Origin of the sequence: Caballeronia udeis, from assembly GCF_001544555.2 — a bacterium.
GTDB classification, from domain to species: Bacteria; Pseudomonadota; Gammaproteobacteria; order Burkholderiales; family Burkholderiaceae; genus Caballeronia; species Caballeronia udeis.
The window spans coordinates 43,163-58,610 of record NZ_FCOK02000063.1 but is presented as its reverse complement, the minus strand read 5'-3'; the positions used below and the strand labels follow the sequence as shown (position 1 = coordinate 58,610).

The window sequence follows — 15,448 nt, the reverse complement described above, 5'->3', positions numbered from 1 at the left end:
CCGCAAAGTGAGGTTGCGGACGCAATCGTGAGCCTTCTCAACAACGCAAGCTAGGTGTGTGAAATCGCGCGCTTACGCTTATGGAGTCCGTCAACCATCCTAACAACGCACTTTTCGCACACACAAATGGCTCATCGCGCCCACGCCTTAGACGGCAGGGCGAGCGATCCACACACAGACGTGTCTATCCCTATAGGGTTTCTAACTGAATGAATTGAGATTGAACGTACAGAGCACGCCGCGAATAGGGCATGTCGCTAAACACGCCGCCGCTCAATGGAATCAATCGTGACTGACTCGCCGCCGATTGTAGGTTGGCAATGCCGTGGGATCGTCTACGCCTCGCACCACACGGATATCTGTCTCAGGCTTTATCAGTAAGGCTGGTGCTGACTTGGCACGCTCTGACACTTTCGCCGTTTTCCGGCTCGATCCCAGGTGCTCATCTGCTGTCAGAACCAATGCTAACCATGCCGCGCCGCCGCGTTCCTCAAATTCATCCGCCAACTCTTGGGGTAGCAGAAATGCGACGCGGCGTAGGCCAAAAGCCTCTTCGGATGAGGCTTCCAAAGGCGTTTGCACAGTCTCTATTTTACCAGTTTTGGCGCTTCGAACGGGTGAAATTCTCTTCGTTTTAACGCTTTCAGTCATGTAAAATTCCTCTATATAGAATCTATATGGAACATCATTCTTTTGGCATGAATAGCCGCATGACGACCTATAGACGGTCCATAGATGGACTATTTTCGGCATTGAGTCCGATCCGTGTGAAATGCAGATGTAAACCCTTGCTTTAAGCGTCACCGAACGACGCACCGGAGGAACGACAAGCAACACTTTTCTTCTCGTCAGGACGGATGGGACTCGCCTAACATCGCCTTACACCCCTTGGAAGCAACCATGAGCACTTACCGCGATTTGCAGTTCCTTGTGAAGCGCACGCACAACCGTGTGATGCAGTTTTGCTGGATCGCAGATGTGAAGGAGAAAAATGGGCTTCCCCTGCGATCGCGACGAAGCGGACCCGGAGTAAAGCCATGCCCAGACGAATGGCGTCCCGTGATAGAGGACGCGATGCGAAAGCTTGGATGGTTGCAAGCATACGAAATCTAAAAGCTTGAAAGCGGCCTGCACGCGGTAAAGCAATCGCCCCAATGATCCATTTCGAGCCTTTAAGCATTGCCGCTCCCTGCACGGTAGCCGACCGGATCGGCAAGCCATTTATGAATCTCGGCGTTCGACCATGCAGTGCAGCGTTCGGTCAGATGCACACGCTTGGGAAACCTACCGGCGATTTCCCGTAGACGCACCGTCTCACGAGACAACGGGATAAAGCGCCGCAACTCACTCCACCGGCTGAATCCGTCCTGGGGAAGAGAATCACGCTTTCTCGGCGCAGGCCGAAGGTGTACCGCTATCGCTGCAACCGCACTGCTTTCCATTCCAAACTCCCCGTGTACATGGCCGTCATTTGGCGTAAATCGGCGTTGATGGGAAGTCTGACAGCCTCCGAAAAATGATGCCAAAAAAGACCATCTCTGGAGCATGGGTTAGTGTGTGCCGGGTTGACGGAATGGCGTGACGTACTCGGCGGTAGAAAATAAAAAGCCCCGCACGATGGCGGGGCTAGCACTGAAAACGTTGTTCGATCAGTGGCAGCGGTTTTGCCAGTGTCCGTGAACCTTAACCTTGTGGCAGACGCGGTGGTGGTGATCGTCTGCGGCGAATGCAGGTGAAAGTGCGCCGAGGGTGAGGGCGGCAGCGACCAGGGCAAGAAGGGTCTTTTTCATGGGTCTTCGTTCAGTTAGGGGGAAGGGGATGCTAGCAGCGAGTGATTACAATTCGCGATTTCTGGTCGCCATCGCATCTGGGCGGCTAGCTTGCCTATCGCCCTCAATATCCCGTCGATGTGCAGTTGGTGTTCCGACCGTACGTATAGCAGTTTGTCGTTTGTGTCTGCGGTACCCTTGGCGGTGGAGGCGTATAGACAGGCCTGATGTTCGCTAATGCCTGCAAAGCCAGAGCGCGCCGCCGATCTTGCGCCGCCTGCGCATCAGCTTCTTGCTGGGCCGATACCGCAGCTTCCTGGGCCGCAGCGGCGCGTTGCTGAGCTTCTACGGACGCCTGCTGCGCTTGCTGGTTCGATTGGTCCCTCGCGTGTTCGGACTGAATAGTCTGCTGCGCCGCTGCTATTCGTTCCCGAAACGCATCGTCGTTTTGTTGGCGTCGCTCGTTGAACTCGGCGTACGTTAGCTTTCCGGCGTAAAGCTTGGAAACAAGCGCTTCCAAGGTATGCATGCTTTCGTCGATCAAAGCGGCAATCACGGGAGCATAGGCCGACGCACGATACGTACGTCCGAGATCGAAGCAGCGTTCGCCTTCATTCACCCATGCAGCGATTGCCTCTTTTTCGGATTTGGTAGGGCGATGCCCGTTCGCCAGCATCGACAAATCTGGATGGTTGCCAAGCTGGAGCACTACTTTCCCTTGCAACGGCTCGACGGCCGGATTACTTGATATCGTTCCGAAGCATGCAATCGAGGGATCTTCGGCAGCGTGCACCGCTGGAACCACGGACAGCACTGCAATCGCAGCCAGCCATCGCCAGTCACCTTTCCACATAATTCCCCCGTTGAGCCAGCATAGTCATGATCGGCCGGTGCGATCGTCATTTTTTGAAACCCGACCAGACTGTGCGGGACATCGTGTATTTCGGCTGTATTTCAAGAAACTTTACCGGTTCGCGGTTGGCCGCATTGCGGCGGGTCGAAGGCGAGAGCTATTCGATCGCTGGCATGGTGACGAACCGAGCATAGGCCCTGCGAATTAATCGATTTGATTTTGTGCCTGGTCCAGATAGTCCGCCCAGCGCTGCATCATCTCTCGCCTCTCTGGCAGATACTCGGCGTGCACGTATGCCGCTGTGACCTGATTGCGTTCGGCGTGAGCGAGCTGCACATCGACGACTTCGCGGCTGTATCCCAACTCGCGCAACACCGTGGCCGCCAAACCCCGGAAGCCGTGGCCCGTCATGCGAGATTTGTACCCCATGCGATAGAGCGCATAGAGCATCGTGTTATTCGAGATATGACCATGCGTCCTGCTTTCGACGCTGGAGAATATGTATCGCTCTTCACCGTTGAACGATCGCAGTGTCGTCACGATTTCAAGCGCCGGACGCGAGAGCGGCACGATGTGTGGGTCTCGCATCTTCATGCGCTCGGCAGGGATGCGCCATTCAGCTTTGCGCTCGTCGATCTCCGTCCATTCCGCCTGGATCATTTCAGTCGTGCGTGTGAACGTGAGCGCCATAAATTGCAGGGCAAGGCGGGTAACCAACTCGCCTTCGTATCCGGCGATGTCTCGCATCAATTGGGGGATTTCCAGCACCTTCACGCGAGCCATGTGCTTTACACCTGGACCACGCTTCAGCACAGTCTCGGCGTCAATGTCGGCGGCGGGATTACGTGAGCATCGGCCGGTCATGATACCGTACTGAAAGACTGCCCTGGAGCGTTGCAGAATGCGTTTGGCAGTTTCTCGTACGCCGCGTGCTTCGACGAGCCGGACGATTTCCAGCATGTGCGGCGCTTCGATATCGGCAATCGGTTTCATACCAATTCGCGGAAACACATCTACTTCGAGGGAGTTGATTACCTTGCCAGCGTAGATTTCCGTCCATCCGCCTTTCTGGTTGTCGAACCACTCGCGAGCCACCGCCTCGAAGGATGACGCTGCCTGCATGACGCGTGCGCGTTTCAGTTCTTTTTTTGATTCACCGGGATCGGCACCCCCAGCCAATAGGCGGCGTGCGGCAAGGCACTTCTCACGAGCCTCAGCAAGCGTGACCTCTGGATAAACCCCGAACGAAGCAAGCTTCTCCTTTTCGTCGAAACGATACTTCATTCGCCAATAGCGAGCGCCGTTCGGCATGACCTGTAGATACAAGCCTTTGCCATCGGGAAGCCGGTAGGGCTTGTCTGTCGGCTTCGCACGGCGGACTTTCAAGTCCGTCAAAGGATCGGCGCGTTTGGGCATGCTGTTTTGGGGGTATCGGTTTTGGGGTATCTCGGTATATCCGCACTGATACCCCCAAAAAATCTGGCTACCGCTGGGCATCATTGGGCAATGATGGCAGCAAAAAGCCCCGCAGCGCAAGGCAGTACGGGGCTTTTTGGTATTCGCTGGGCACTGCTGGGAACTGAGATGGTCCCCCCGGCAGGAATCGAACCTGCATCTAGCGCTTAGGAGGCACTTGTTCTATCCATTGAACTACGGGGAGATGGATATTTTCAATGAGTATACCGAAACCTTGTGAACAAAGGCTCCAGCCTTATCCCGTATGCGTTTCCGGCTAATTCGCTTCTTCCTAAATGAAGCGCCGTGACGCACTGTGAACCCTGATTTACTACCCGCCGTGCTGCTACGGATTGCTACAAAACACCTTTTGTAGCAATCCGTAGCAGTGCCAGATCGCTCAGCCTTACTGGATAAACGATTCGGGGTAAATCATGGCTTTAATCTTGCCGGTCGGTGAGAAGTGGCGTGCTCAGATCCGACGTAGCGGGCAGAGTATAGCAAAGACGTCAAAACGAAGGGCGCGGCCCAAGCATGGGCACGCGAACAGGAGGCCGCGATCGACAAAGGGCGTAACACCGTCGAAGCGGAGACAGTCACGGTCGGGGTGCTGATCGAGAAATATCGCGAGGCGCGTGCCGAGTCCGGCCGTCCGGTCAAATCGAAGTCGAACGAAGACTACATCCTTCAGCGTCTGGACGATGCTTTCTAAAGTCACTTGGTCTCTCGACTGACGACGCAACAGATCGTCAAGTTTGCCAATGACCGAAAGCGTGGCGTCGATGGGAAACCCGGCGCAGGCGGTTACACCATCGAAATGGACGTCTCGAAGCTCGGCACGGTGATGCGTCATATGGCTTCACTGCTCGACCTCGTTTTGCCGGATGCGATCGCTGTCGCTCGTCCGACCCTGCACCATCTGCTGATCGAGGAGAAGAAGCCGCGCAAGCCGCTGGTCGCCGCGGTCATCTTTCGGGCCACGAGCGAGCAGAAGATCCAGATGGCGGCCGACCGCCTGGACGACGACGTCCAGGAACTGGCTCGCCTAGTGGATGCGCAGCTCCCGCCACTCGTGCTCGAACCGCTCCCCTGATCGATATCGAAGAGGCGCTCGCCCACGTGCGTGCCGAGCTGGAGATTGACGGCGGCGGAGTCTCGCGCTGAATCTCGCACTGATAGCGCGGTCTCGCCATGCACTTACGATTTCACCGCTCCCGAGTGGCGACGAAAGCTCTGCCAAGATGAACAGCCTGCAGACCGCGGACATGATCGGTAGGCATCCGGATAATGAGAAGGTGACCTTGAGCGCCTTGCCGGGCGTGGCGTCATGACACTCCCTGCATTGCAGGAAGTCCCCATTCCGGGCCCGGGACCGAAGAACGTATCGGTCTATGAGTTCGTCGGCGAATAGGGTCGCTTGGATAGCATCGTGATAGTTGCGCAAATGTACCCGGAATTCACGGCTACGTTCGTGAAGCGCCTGAATGACCTGGAGCGTACCGGAATTCTAATAATGGGCGGTTGCGCTATAGCATCCTTGCTTCGCACGAGGCGACAGATAAGCTTTTATCAAGCCAAATTCGGCCTGGAAGATACGTCTGGAGGCACGCTAATGAAAAAGCCCAGCAATCGCTGGGCTTTTCTTTCAACTGAGTATTAAAAAATTGGCTTACTTGTACAAGCTAACTCTCGGCTAGCTTTATTGCGCAACTGAAACGCCGTAAACTGAATCCATGCTGTCGATTTTTCCTTGATAAGGAATGATCCAGTTGAGCCACGTCCAACCATTGGGCAGTGGAGCAGCGTTGGACCAGATTTGCGTTGTCGCATTGCCTTGGATCTTCTCAATGTCGCTGTAGCCATACACTGCCGAGTCGAACGTGAGATGCACATTGTTTGTGTAGATCGCTCCATTCACTGATAAAATATCCAACGTTGTTTGATAGTACGGATTTGTCGGCAACACAGTTTCATTCGTTTGCGAATACGTGTTGTCACCGTTGTTCTTGAAGATCGTCGGTGTGAACGGATTTGGCACGTGCCCAGTGCCATCATCGATTGACCCAGCGAGGAACAGATCCTGTCGGCCGGTGTTGCTAAAGTCGATGAATTCAGCCGAATAAATTTGCGTATGCAAGCAAGCAGCACAAGTTAATCGCGTCGTATTCTTCGTGAAAGTGCCGTCACCGTTGTTCGTCAAGAAGTACGGTGTGCCGGCAATAATAGGATCCACGACTGCAATGTCAGCAAACCCCTTACCGCTAAAGTCAGCTGCTGCGGCACCGTGAAAGTAACCAGTGAACGGTAAAATCACGTTGTTGTACGAGCCATTCGGCTGGCTCAACAACAGGTGCATTTGTTCTCCCGGGTAAGGCGAAGCGTCAAAGCCGTGACATGCAAATAACACGTCAGGCTTACCGTCACCGTTGAAGTCAGCTACCACTGCTTTGCGGGGATGCAAGCAGCCAACATTGTTGGCTAGGATGTCGCTAGTATGATCGCCCCAGCTTCCATTCACTTTCTTGTAAAAGTGAATGTGACCGAATTTATTGGCAGTTGACGCATCTTGGGGATTGTATTCGAGTGTATGAGTGACCATCGAATACGAACCATCTTGAAAGAAGTCTCCGAATGCTACCGCATTGCCGACTGCAACTTCGGAAGGGAGCGCTTGCGGGCCAAGGGCGGCAGCAGCTGTCACCTTGTTCAGATACGACGTAGCTTGCACAGCAATGGGAGCGGCGGGCGTTGATGCTGGAACAACAGGCGTCGCCGGGGTACTTGCACTGGTGCTCGGGCTACCGCCACCACCGCAAGCAGCAAGAGTTGCGGCCAAAATAAGGGATAACAAACGTTTCACATTTTCTCCTCGTGAATTATTGACAATTCACTCTTTGTTGATTTAATTATTTGGTTTCAACATATGGCGAGTAAAAATACTCGCATATGATCACTTTTATTTTTCGCCGATAACAACACCACATTACCCTCGGAAGCACGAGATTCAGTAGGCCGTTGGTGAGATTGTAAACCGTGCGCTGTTAAATACTTGATTGTTCAACGCACATACGATTTCACGGATTTCCCGGGAACGATGTTTTTTTAAAATTGAGGTTCCTGAAATATTCGATAGAGAGGCCTTAAGAGTTTTGTCGCTGATGGCTTAGTTCGAAGGACCGTTGAAGTTACATATCAACGGAGATGCAATATAATGGACGCTCTAAAACCGATCGGAAAAGGATCAGCAATATAAGCGACCGCTTTCCAGAAGAGTCAGTGACCCGCATAAAGGGTCGACTTTTGCCCGACGCGGACCGATCACTGGTGGCCCGTTCCGCCAGTTCAACGTCGGGCCGGTTCGGCCAACTTTTAGGCATTGAGCTCCGCTGGCGAACGACTGTTAGACCATCGGTGACAGACGCTCAGACCGGGCGAGTGAAGGAAGACGGCTAGCTACGAATTTACCGAGCCACTGCGTTGGCCGTTCCACTAGTAGATACAGGGCATACGCTATTACGATGGAAAAGGTGCAGAGGGTAACAAACTTTCCAATCCCGCCTGTCAGCCGATAGAGCGAATCCAGCACCGGGATAGCTTCAATATATTGATGTAGTGGGTCATGAATGATATACAGGCTGAAAGAGATACGCCCCAAGAAAGCGAATAAATCACCCGGCCCGCGGATCAGCGCCTTTGCTCGGGATAAGGATTTATCAAAATCAGTGCACAAGTACAGACTGAAAATTGCCAAAGCGGGAAACCCTTCTCTCGTCAGACCATGCCCCATTGCATAGCCTGAAAAGAAATGCGACAAGAAATAGGCAGCCAAGAAGAGGTACACCCATATCCTGAACTTTGAATTGAGGTTGAGCCAGGTTTTCCTGAAATTGGCATACAAATACGCAAGGAAGATTCCCAGCAAAAACTCGAGAAACAGCGGGTTGCCCAATTGACTGATCAGTGCCGGAACCAGCAATTTCCCGGCATAAATTGGTGTCAGGTAGGCGTCGAAGTTCAACGGGAAGTGCCCCAGCTTCTGGATGCCAAATACACAGCCAATCAATACTACCGAAGTCGCCAGCCCACGGAACGATTTAGACATCAACATGCCAATGGCGAACATCACGTAAAACCAAAGTTCGTAGCTCAATGTCCAAGCTGCCGACAAAATGTTGTAGCCATAAAATGGTGCATTTTCGTTTGCCAACGGAACGAAAAGCATGCTGAGCATAAAGGCGTGCTTTTCAAGGCAACCGCCAGCGACAAACAGTATGATGATAAGTAGCCAAGCTAACGGGACCACACGAAAGGCGCGCTTGACCAGAAATGGCAAGACGCGTTGATTATTTGTGCCTTGCGTCGTGGTGTACATAACAAAACCCGAGAGGATAAAGAAGATATCCACTCCAATGCGGCCGTTCTCAAACAAAGTATTGCCAATGTGTGGGATATAGTCGTTCAGTAACTCGCGATAGTGATACAGCATTACCAGTAAAGCACTAACACCACGGAGGCAATCCAATGACCCAATATGCCCGGAACCCGCGGCTTGGCGCCGCACTGGAGCTTTTGTATCTGACTCAACCAAATCCATGCTGCACGTATCCATTATTACCTTTGGCGCCTTGATGATATTTTTATCAGATCGTTAGAAACGTCGTTCATAAAATAATGTCATGCAACCTCAGGCTTGCGTAATCAAAGATTTGAATGGGGGAAAACTGACTCAACTCCCTTCGGGAGAGGTCTCTATGGTTGAATATAAATCCATTGAGTGAATCACTCTGCTCACTGCCCTGCATTTCCAGATAATCAAGAATAATCTCGATAAATTTAAGGTATCAGCGAGCAATTTTCTAAAATACATGTCTGTCTTTCTGACCGTGGAACTGCATCCCACATGCATTGATCTCGCGCAATCCGCAGAGCACACAGATTTTGGAATGCGCAATCTCCGTATTTAGGGTATACGGCTGTCTGAATTAACGCTGTGACGGATGTCACACAGATAAGGTGGTGCTGTAGTGCTCTGTAGAGACCGCCACTCCCGTTAAGTCCGCGCTCGTCGTGGGCCGAACGGCTGCTTCGGGTGGATGCTTTTGAAGAAGTAGCTGACCGTCTTCTCGCGTGGTTTTCAGGGGTCCTCTTGCCCCTGACCAATGCCCGTGAGCGGGTCGTTTGTAGGCCGATTGAGAGGTCGATTTTCTTGCCTGCGATACGGCAACAACGTGCTGCGAGTTTTTCAACAGCATCGGTGCAGCGCTGACATTACCAGAAACTAACTGAGGCGCCGGTACGGATCGGGTGCTGACCGACGATGAATTCTCTCCCGAAAGCGTGCTGCATGCGCTTCAATTTCCTCGCCCGACGGTATATCGCCTGTTTCAGCATGAAGGCGGCGTTGGTGCTTATATCCGCCACCTGAGGCTACGCCATGCGGCCGATGATCTGATCCGGCATCCGCATCTGGCGGTGATAGAGATTGCCTACGGACTCGGCTTCAAAAGCGCGTCTGATTTCACGCGGGCCTTCCGGCGGGCCTGCGACATGGCGCCGCAGGATTTTCGGGCTTTAGCCGGCAAGGCGGTTTAGGCGCGGCGATAGGCTCAGTGCGTGCGCGGCGGCGGTTCAGATTTGGAATCGCTGTTCCTTGAACAACATCAGCGCACAAAAGCTCACCGCACACGCCGGCGCCACATACCAGGCAGCAGACATGGGATCGCCGGTCCATTTGATCAATCCCGTCACGATGAATTGAGCGGTCCCGCCGAACAACGCGACGTGCAGTGCATGCGAAACGGCCATGCCGCTGGCGCGCACGCGCGCAGGAAGCGCTTCAAGCACAAGCAGGGTGACGGCGCCGGCGCCGAGCGCGACCATTGTGCTAATGAACGCGACGGCACACAGGACAGGCAGCGCGCTGGTCGCACGGGTAATCATCAGAAAGACCGGATAAACCAGAAGCGCCGTACATCCGGATGCGATGAGGGCCAGTGGCTTGCGGCGAGGTAGACGGTCTATGAGACGACCGGACAGCGGCGGAATGACGACCAGCAGCAGCGCAGACAACGCGGACGCCATATATCCGATGACGGCGTGCAGGTGCATCACGCGAGTCGCATAGCTAGGCATGTAGTAGACGATCGCATAGACCGGTATGGTTTGCCCCATCATCATCAGCATCGCCAGCAGAATCGTCGTCCCATGTTTGTGGCGCAGTTCGGCGAGCGGTGTGTCGGCATTTCTAACAGTGTTGGTGGAAATCGGATCATCGCGAAGCCGGCGGCGAACGTAGAGACCGACTGGCGCGATCAGCAGACCGATCAGGAATGGGATCCGCCAGCCCCAGGAAGCAAGAGCGGCTGGTGACACTGTGCTGGTGAGTAGCACGCCCAAGGTTGCGCCCAGCAACGCAGCCGCGCCCTGGCTAGTGAGCTGCCAGCTGACCAGATAGCCGCGACGGGACACCGGCCCTGCCTCCATCACGAAGGTCGCGGCAACGCCGATGTCGCCGCCGACGGCAAAACCCTGCAGCGATCGACCGGCGATGACAACGATCGGCGCGATCACACCTATGCTGGCAAACGGCGGGCACAGGCCGAGCGCGGCCGTCCCCAGTGCCATCATCCAGCTGGTCCTCGTCATCGCTGCGCGGCGTCCCACGCGGTCCGCGTAAGCGCCGATCATCATCGCGCCAAGGGGTCGCATGAAAAAGCCGACGCCGAATGTGCCGACTGCCCACAATAACGAAGTCATCGGATCTTTCGCGGGGAAGAACTGGTCTCCGATCATCATCGCGAAGAATCCGAAAACGGTGAAATCGAACATTTCGAGGCCAGTCACAAGCGATGCTGCGACAACGGTTTTGAGAAGCTCGCGGGAATTTTCTTGATTGCCGGACGGCTTGTCGCATGTCGCGACGGGAAGCGTGAACATTTTTTTTAAGGTCGTCAATAACGACGCATGAGTTTCACGTTGAAAACGCATTCTGACTACGCGACGCGTCGCACGATACCACGTACGCTTGTTCGCTGATCGACTGCGCACACATGGCTCTCGCTCCGGGAGTCCAGCCCGTTACATGGCGACAGTCGCTGTGTTGCCAGATGAGGATATTCGCTAACGTTTACGCCTTGACAAAGCGAATGTCGAAAGAGGGTGCAAAGCCCTAATCCACACTACACCGAAGTCGTCGGGCAAAGACTGGTAGTGGCCTTGAAACGGACCGTTGTAAATTTCGTCCGATTGGCGGCTTCGGGTCGCTGAAGTTGGCCGACCGCGAAAGCGCAAGGAACCGGCCGAATACCATTTCGAGTGCGACCTTGATTGCAGCTTTGCAGCTCATTGCCCGATCGGTTGAAACGTTGCCGTCACGCCTAGTATCGATGCGTTGATGCCTTGTAGATCAAGGCTCTAGCCTTACCCAGCTTGCGCTTCCGGTCAATTCGCTTCTTCCGAAATGAAGCACCGCGACACACCGCGAATCCTGGTTTTCTCGACTTTCCCGTACAACGATTTCAAGCAAGAACCATGGCTTCAATCCTACCCGTCGGCGGACGCTTGCAAGCACAGATCCGGCGCAGCGAGCAGAGCATATCAACGACGTTTAAACCCAAAGACGCGACCCCGACACAGTCGCGCGAATGCCAAAGCATAATCCCCAGACCAACATACCACCACCAAACACCCCCTCAAGTCGGTTTCGGCGCGTCCTTAGTAGCCCCCACTGGCTCATCACCAATATCCACCGCGCTTACAACCCGATTCCGTCCCATGGCCTTCGCCGAATACAGCGCCGCATCTGATCGTGCTATCAAATTCGCCAGCGTCTCGCCAGGTTGATATTCATCCACGCCGGCACTGAACGTGCACGTCACTTCCCCACAAGGTACGGCCAACGTAGAAGTGGCCAGATGCAACCGCACACTGTTCACCAAAATGAGCGCGTCCGCCCGCGATGTTTCAGGGAACAGGATTGCAAACTCTTCCCCGCCGAGCCGCCCGAAAATGTCTCCCCGGCGGATACCTTGCGCCACGATCGAGGCAAAGAGCGCGAGCGCCCGGTCGCCGGCCGCGTGGCCGTGACTATCATTCACGGTTTTGAAGTTGTCGATGTCGAGGATTGCAACGGCGAACCGGGACTGGGTGCGGTTTGCACGCTCCAAATGCAACTGGGCCTGAGCCATGAACTCGCGCCGCACGAGCGCACCGGTCAATTCATCGATAGCGGCCAACCGCTCCATCCTCTCCGCCATGCGGTCATAGGCAAGCATGAGCGCACCGATCGAGAGACAGGGCAGGGTGACAATGCCAAGCGCAAGAAACGCAACGGTCAACGGTGTTGGCTCGAGAAACCGCGTGTGATGTTCCCAGCCGACGGCGGCGGCGAGCCCGCGAGCAACGTGAACGAGCCCGCCGAGCGCGGCGACAATTGCTACGAATTGGTAGCTGTATCCGGGTCGATGCCGCGGTCTCCGGGTGTAGGTTATCCAACCCACCGACAGACGAACGTAGGCGAGAAAGCTGGACATCAGGACAACCCGGGGAACTTCGTTTGGCGAAAGATAGGTCCAGTAGACAACGCCAATCACCAGCATTGTTAACGCCACGACCTCATGGAGCCGCGAAGGTCGAAGGCCGAAGAATAATCGGCAACCTTGCAGTACAAGGAATGCGGCCCCGGCGAATAGCGAACTGGCGACCACAATGGTGAGTGGTGCGGGCGAAGTGTCATCCAGGGCCAGCGCAATCAATGCGGCCACAATCAGGACGTTTGCAGCGATCCAGCGAAACAACCCGGGTATCCCGGACCGCACCAGCGAGCCGAATACGGCTACGCTGATCGCGCCGGACATGATTCCGACAACGTAAAGTGCGACGGGACTGAACATATGTTTTCAGTAGGACGTGTGACTGAAAAGATTCGTGCGAGCCGAATGGGTAGAGCGCCTGTCACTCTCGTTTCCGCGTTGCACAAAGTGCTGAACGATGACGCTCGCGGCTGTGATGATACGCTCTGGCACCCAATCTTCATAAAAATACTGAACGATAGCGCGCGCTCGTTGTCGGCGCGGCATGTTGCGCGTACGGTTGGAAGCAACGGGGCTGGCTTCTTGTACGCCGGTCGAGGTCTGCTGGCGGGACGCGGATCCGAGGGCGGCTCTGGCTGTTAGCAACTTCCATAGCCGATAAGCAGGGTCATGCAGGGAAGAGAGCGTTCGTCCGATAGCTTGAATGAGCTCTGCTCCGGAATCGCTGCAACGAGGCGGGGGAGGTCGGTGGGGTAGGGCGATTCACGTCATAAAACCCAGTGACGCCATGCAACGGCGGCCGAGGGACCTGCCAAGCAGCACGCTAACGCGTCGACCGCTCTCCGCACACGCCAGTCTCGGCCCCACGATTACTACCGCTAGCAAAACCAGAAACCAGGATCAACGCCGCCCGCAACATATCGTCCGATAGCGCGCTGTCTTTTGGCCGCGCGAACGGTTTGATCGAGCGGTCCGTGCACTCGTTGCCCATGACGCGGTCATTCGCAGGTGCTGCGCTGCGAACAAGGTTATCCTCGGCGATGTTTGCGAACGCACAACTGCTAGCTGCCAGTGCAAACCCCGCCGCCCAGTATTTTGTCTTTTTCATGATTTCTCGCCGGCTGTTTAACAAGCACAACTGCGGATTATGGTTGTCGCTTGACGATCAGGTCAACTTGAATCCTATCGTCTGGAATAACCCGCCACTTCATCCCATAATGCAAACGTCCCCTGGTCCTCCGTCATGACCGAACTCGAAACCGCTGCTGTCGTGTTCTTGTGTCTGCTCGCGGCCACCGGGCTTGGCGTGATCGTGCGCCCCTTGCTGCCTGAGGAGCACAAGGCGCATGAAACCGTGCAGTTGCTGAAACTGGTGGTCGGCATGCTGGTCACGTTCGCAGCGCTCGTGCTGGGTTTGCTGACGGCATCGTCGAAAACCGTATTCGATACCACCACCGCCGACATCCGTACCTACGCCGCCGAGCTGATCCAACTCGACAACAGCCTGCGCGAGTACGGCACGGACGCCGACGTCCCCCGGCAGATCCTGCGCGCCTATACGGCGGCCGCGATCGCGTCCACCTGGTCGCAGGAACCGCCGCCGGCCGGGGACTATTATCAGAAAACGCTGGTGCCGGGCTACGGCACCGATAATCTCGACAGCCGCGTACTGGGCGCCATGCTTGAACGGGCGCAACGATATGCCCGCGAGTTGCAGCCCGTCGATGCGTTCCACCAGAAACTCGCTGAAGAAGCGCTTGGCCGGTTCGACCAGCTAATCCAGCAACGCTGGAAAATCGTGGAGGAGGCGCGTGGTTCGGCTTCGTCGCCGTTCGACCGGATTCTGGTCTTCTGGCTTCTCGTCATCTTCCTTTGCTTTGGCCTGATCGCGCCGCGCAACGCACTGGCGATGGTGACGCTTACACTCGGGGCGTTATCGATAGCGTCCACGGTGCTCGTGATCCTCGATCTCAACACACCGTTCACGGGCTCCATCCTCGTGCCAAGCCAGCCCATGCGCGACGCGCTCTCTTACCTCAACCGCTGAAACACTGAACGCCCGACGCTTGAATCCCCTGCCGACTATCTGATGCCATCCACGCTCTACACCGATCCGCGCCTCGTCGCGCTATACGACACCCTGAACCCCTTCGCCGCCGATACAGCCTTCTACCTCGCGCTGGCCGCAGGCAAGCAGCGCGTAATCGATCTCGGTTGCGGAACGGGCTTGCTCGCGTGCGAACTGGCATCGCGCGGGCATCGCGTGATTGCCGTCGATCCCGCGCCCGAGATGCTGCACGTGGCGCGGCACAGGCCGGAAGGTGAGCATGTTCAGTGGATTGAAGGCGACGCCCGCGCGCTCGCGTTGCTGCCGCCCGCCGATCTGCTGGTGATGACGGGCCATGTCGCGCAGGTTTTTGTCGACGACACGTCGTTCCTCGATACGCTCAAAGCCGCCCGCTATGCGCTGCGCCACGGCGGCACACTGGCGTTCGAGAGCCGCAATCCGGCCGCGCGGGCGTGGGAATCGTGGACGCCGGCGCAATCGCGCAGGCTGATCAATATGGACGGGATCGGCGAGGTGGAGGTTTGGCAAGACGACGTGAGCGGAAGCCCGGAGTCGGGCATTCGCTTCAACACGTATTATCGATTCAAGGCGACAGGCGAGACGTTGACGTCCGCCAGCGAACTGCGCTTTCGCACCCAGGATGAACTCACCGCCCAACTCGAGTCGGCCGGGTTCCATCACGTTACATGGCAGGGCGATTGGGACGGGGCGGCGGTATCTGCCGCGAGCCGGGAACTGATCGTGGTCGCGCGCTGAAGCGGCGCGAAATCAG

The 15,448-nt window shown here is 55.7% G+C and carries 13 protein-coding genes, 1 tRNA gene and 1 pseudogene; 4 read left to right on the top strand and 11 right to left on the bottom strand.

What is annotated here, in order from left to right; all coding sequences use genetic code 11:
* Positions 1–282: 282 nt before the first annotated feature.
* The 6 genes from AWB69_RS48130 to AWB69_RS32935 all read right to left on the bottom strand — a co-directional run bounded on the left by AWB69_RS48130 (position 283) and on the right by AWB69_RS32935 (position 4,282).
* Entirely contained in the window at positions 283–651 is a 369-nt protein-coding gene (locus AWB69_RS48130; protein WP_156529041.1) for a hypothetical protein, read from the bottom strand.
* A 521-nt stretch (positions 652–1,172) separates the two neighbouring features.
* Positions 1,173–1,442: a helix-turn-helix transcriptional regulator gene (locus tag AWB69_RS46250; RefSeq protein WP_075644034.1), complete on the bottom strand. Its 270-nt coding sequence runs from the start codon at positions 1,440–1,442 to the stop codon at positions 1,173–1,175.
* A gap of 207 nt (positions 1,443–1,649) precedes the next feature.
* Positions 1,650–1,790: a hypothetical protein gene (locus tag AWB69_RS48870; RefSeq protein WP_197500376.1), complete on the bottom strand. Its 141-nt coding sequence runs from the start codon at positions 1,788–1,790 to the stop codon at positions 1,650–1,652.
* A gap of 103 nt (positions 1,791–1,893) precedes the next feature.
* Positions 1,894–2,574, bottom strand: coding sequence for a hypothetical protein (locus AWB69_RS32945; protein ID WP_231937313.1), 681 nt, complete (start codon positions 2,572–2,574; stop codon positions 1,894–1,896).
* 252 nt (positions 2,575–2,826) lie between these two features.
* The gene (locus AWB69_RS32940; RefSeq protein WP_062091004.1) at positions 2,827–4,038 is read right to left on the bottom strand and encodes a tyrosine-type recombinase/integrase; all 1,212 of its coding nucleotides are present in this window, start codon (positions 4,036–4,038) and stop codon (positions 2,827–2,829) included.
* Between the two features lie 169 nt (positions 4,039–4,207).
* Positions 4,208–4,282: transfer RNA gene (locus AWB69_RS32935), tRNA-Arg, on the bottom strand.
* 229 nt (positions 4,283–4,511) lie between these two features.
* On the opposite strand from AWB69_RS32935, the pseudogene AWB69_RS50930 reads away from it, so the two are divergent.
* A pseudogene (locus tag AWB69_RS50930) lies at positions 4,512–4,999 on the top strand (site-specific integrase); the annotation flags it as partial.
* Between the two features lie 777 nt (positions 5,000–5,776).
* Here the strand turns inward: AWB69_RS50930 and AWB69_RS32920 are convergent.
* Complete coding sequence (locus AWB69_RS32920; RefSeq protein ID WP_156529040.1) at positions 5,777–6,937, bottom strand: FG-GAP repeat domain-containing protein; 1,161 nt, start codon at positions 6,935–6,937, stop codon at positions 5,777–5,779.
* 540 nt (positions 6,938–7,477) lie between these two features.
* A complete protein-coding gene (locus AWB69_RS32915; protein WP_075644033.1) occupies positions 7,478–8,671 on the bottom strand; it encodes an acyltransferase family protein in 1,194 nt (397 codons plus the stop codon).
* A gap of 710 nt (positions 8,672–9,381) precedes the next feature.
* Between AWB69_RS32915 and AWB69_RS32910 the strand changes: the two genes are divergently transcribed.
* Positions 9,382–9,669: a helix-turn-helix transcriptional regulator gene (locus tag AWB69_RS32910; protein ID WP_082913681.1), complete on the top strand. Its 288-nt coding sequence runs from the start codon at positions 9,382–9,384 to the stop codon at positions 9,667–9,669.
* A gap of 36 nt (positions 9,670–9,705) precedes the next feature.
* On the opposite strand, the gene AWB69_RS32905 is transcribed toward AWB69_RS32910, so the two are convergent.
* The 3 genes from AWB69_RS32905 to AWB69_RS32895 all read right to left on the bottom strand — a co-directional run bounded on the left by AWB69_RS32905 (position 9,706) and on the right by AWB69_RS32895 (position 13,716).
* A complete protein-coding gene (locus tag AWB69_RS32905; protein ID WP_062090999.1) occupies positions 9,706–11,013 on the bottom strand; it encodes an MFS transporter in 1,308 nt (435 codons plus the stop codon).
* Positions 11,014–11,768: 755 nt separating this feature from the next.
* Entirely contained in the window at positions 11,769–12,968 is a 1,200-nt protein-coding gene (locus tag AWB69_RS32900) for a GGDEF domain-containing protein (RefSeq protein ID WP_062090998.1), read from the bottom strand.
* A 463-nt stretch (positions 12,969–13,431) separates the two neighbouring features.
* Positions 13,432–13,716: a hypothetical protein gene (locus AWB69_RS32895; protein WP_062090997.1), complete on the bottom strand. Its 285-nt coding sequence runs from the start codon at positions 13,714–13,716 to the stop codon at positions 13,432–13,434.
* A 135-nt stretch (positions 13,717–13,851) separates the two neighbouring features.
* Here AWB69_RS32895 and AWB69_RS32890 point away from each other — a divergent pair, with 135 nt between their 5' ends.
* Positions 13,852–14,655 (top strand): bestrophin-like domain, encoded by an 804-nt coding sequence (locus tag AWB69_RS32890; protein WP_062090996.1) that lies wholly within the window; start codon positions 13,852–13,854, stop codon positions 14,653–14,655.
* A gap of 42 nt (positions 14,656–14,697) precedes the next feature.
* Positions 14,698–15,432 (top strand): class I SAM-dependent methyltransferase, encoded by a 735-nt coding sequence (locus AWB69_RS32885; protein ID WP_062090995.1) that lies wholly within the window; start codon positions 14,698–14,700, stop codon positions 15,430–15,432.
* Positions 15,433–15,448: the final 16 nt, after the last annotated feature.

Bases quoted from the DNA above. Each gene is read 5' to 3' on its own strand.
- AWB69_RS32895 (WP_062090997.1), bottom strand. From the start codon at position 13,716: ATGAAAAAGACAAAATACTGGGCGGCGGGGTTTGCACTGGCAGCTAGC.
- AWB69_RS32915 (WP_075644033.1), bottom strand. From the start codon at position 8,671: ATGGATTTGGTTGAGTCAGATACAAAAGCTCCAGTGCGGCGCCAAGCC.
- AWB69_RS32890 (WP_062090996.1), top strand. From the start codon at position 13,852: ATGACCGAACTCGAAACCGCTGCTGTCGTGTTCTTGTGTCTGCTCGCG.
- AWB69_RS48130 (WP_156529041.1), bottom strand. From the start codon at position 651: ATGACTGAAAGCGTTAAAACGAAGAGAATTTCACCCGTTCGAAGCGCC.
- AWB69_RS32905 (WP_062090999.1), bottom strand. From the start codon at position 11,013: ATGTTCACGCTTCCCGTCGCGACATGCGACAAGCCGTCCGGCAATCAA.
- AWB69_RS32885 (WP_062090995.1), top strand. From the start codon at position 14,698: ATGCCATCCACGCTCTACACCGATCCGCGCCTCGTCGCGCTATACGAC.
- AWB69_RS46250 (WP_075644034.1), bottom strand. From the start codon at position 1,442: ATGGAAAGCAGTGCGGTTGCAGCGATAGCGGTACACCTTCGGCCTGCG.
- AWB69_RS32940 (WP_062091004.1), bottom strand. From the start codon at position 4,038: ATGCCCAAACGCGCCGATCCTTTGACGGACTTGAAAGTCCGCCGTGCG.
- AWB69_RS48870 (WP_197500376.1), bottom strand. From the start codon at position 1,790: ATGAAAAAGACCCTTCTTGCCCTGGTCGCTGCCGCCCTCACCCTCGGC.
- AWB69_RS32900 (WP_062090998.1), bottom strand. From the start codon at position 12,968: ATGTTCAGTCCCGTCGCACTTTACGTTGTCGGAATCATGTCCGGCGCG.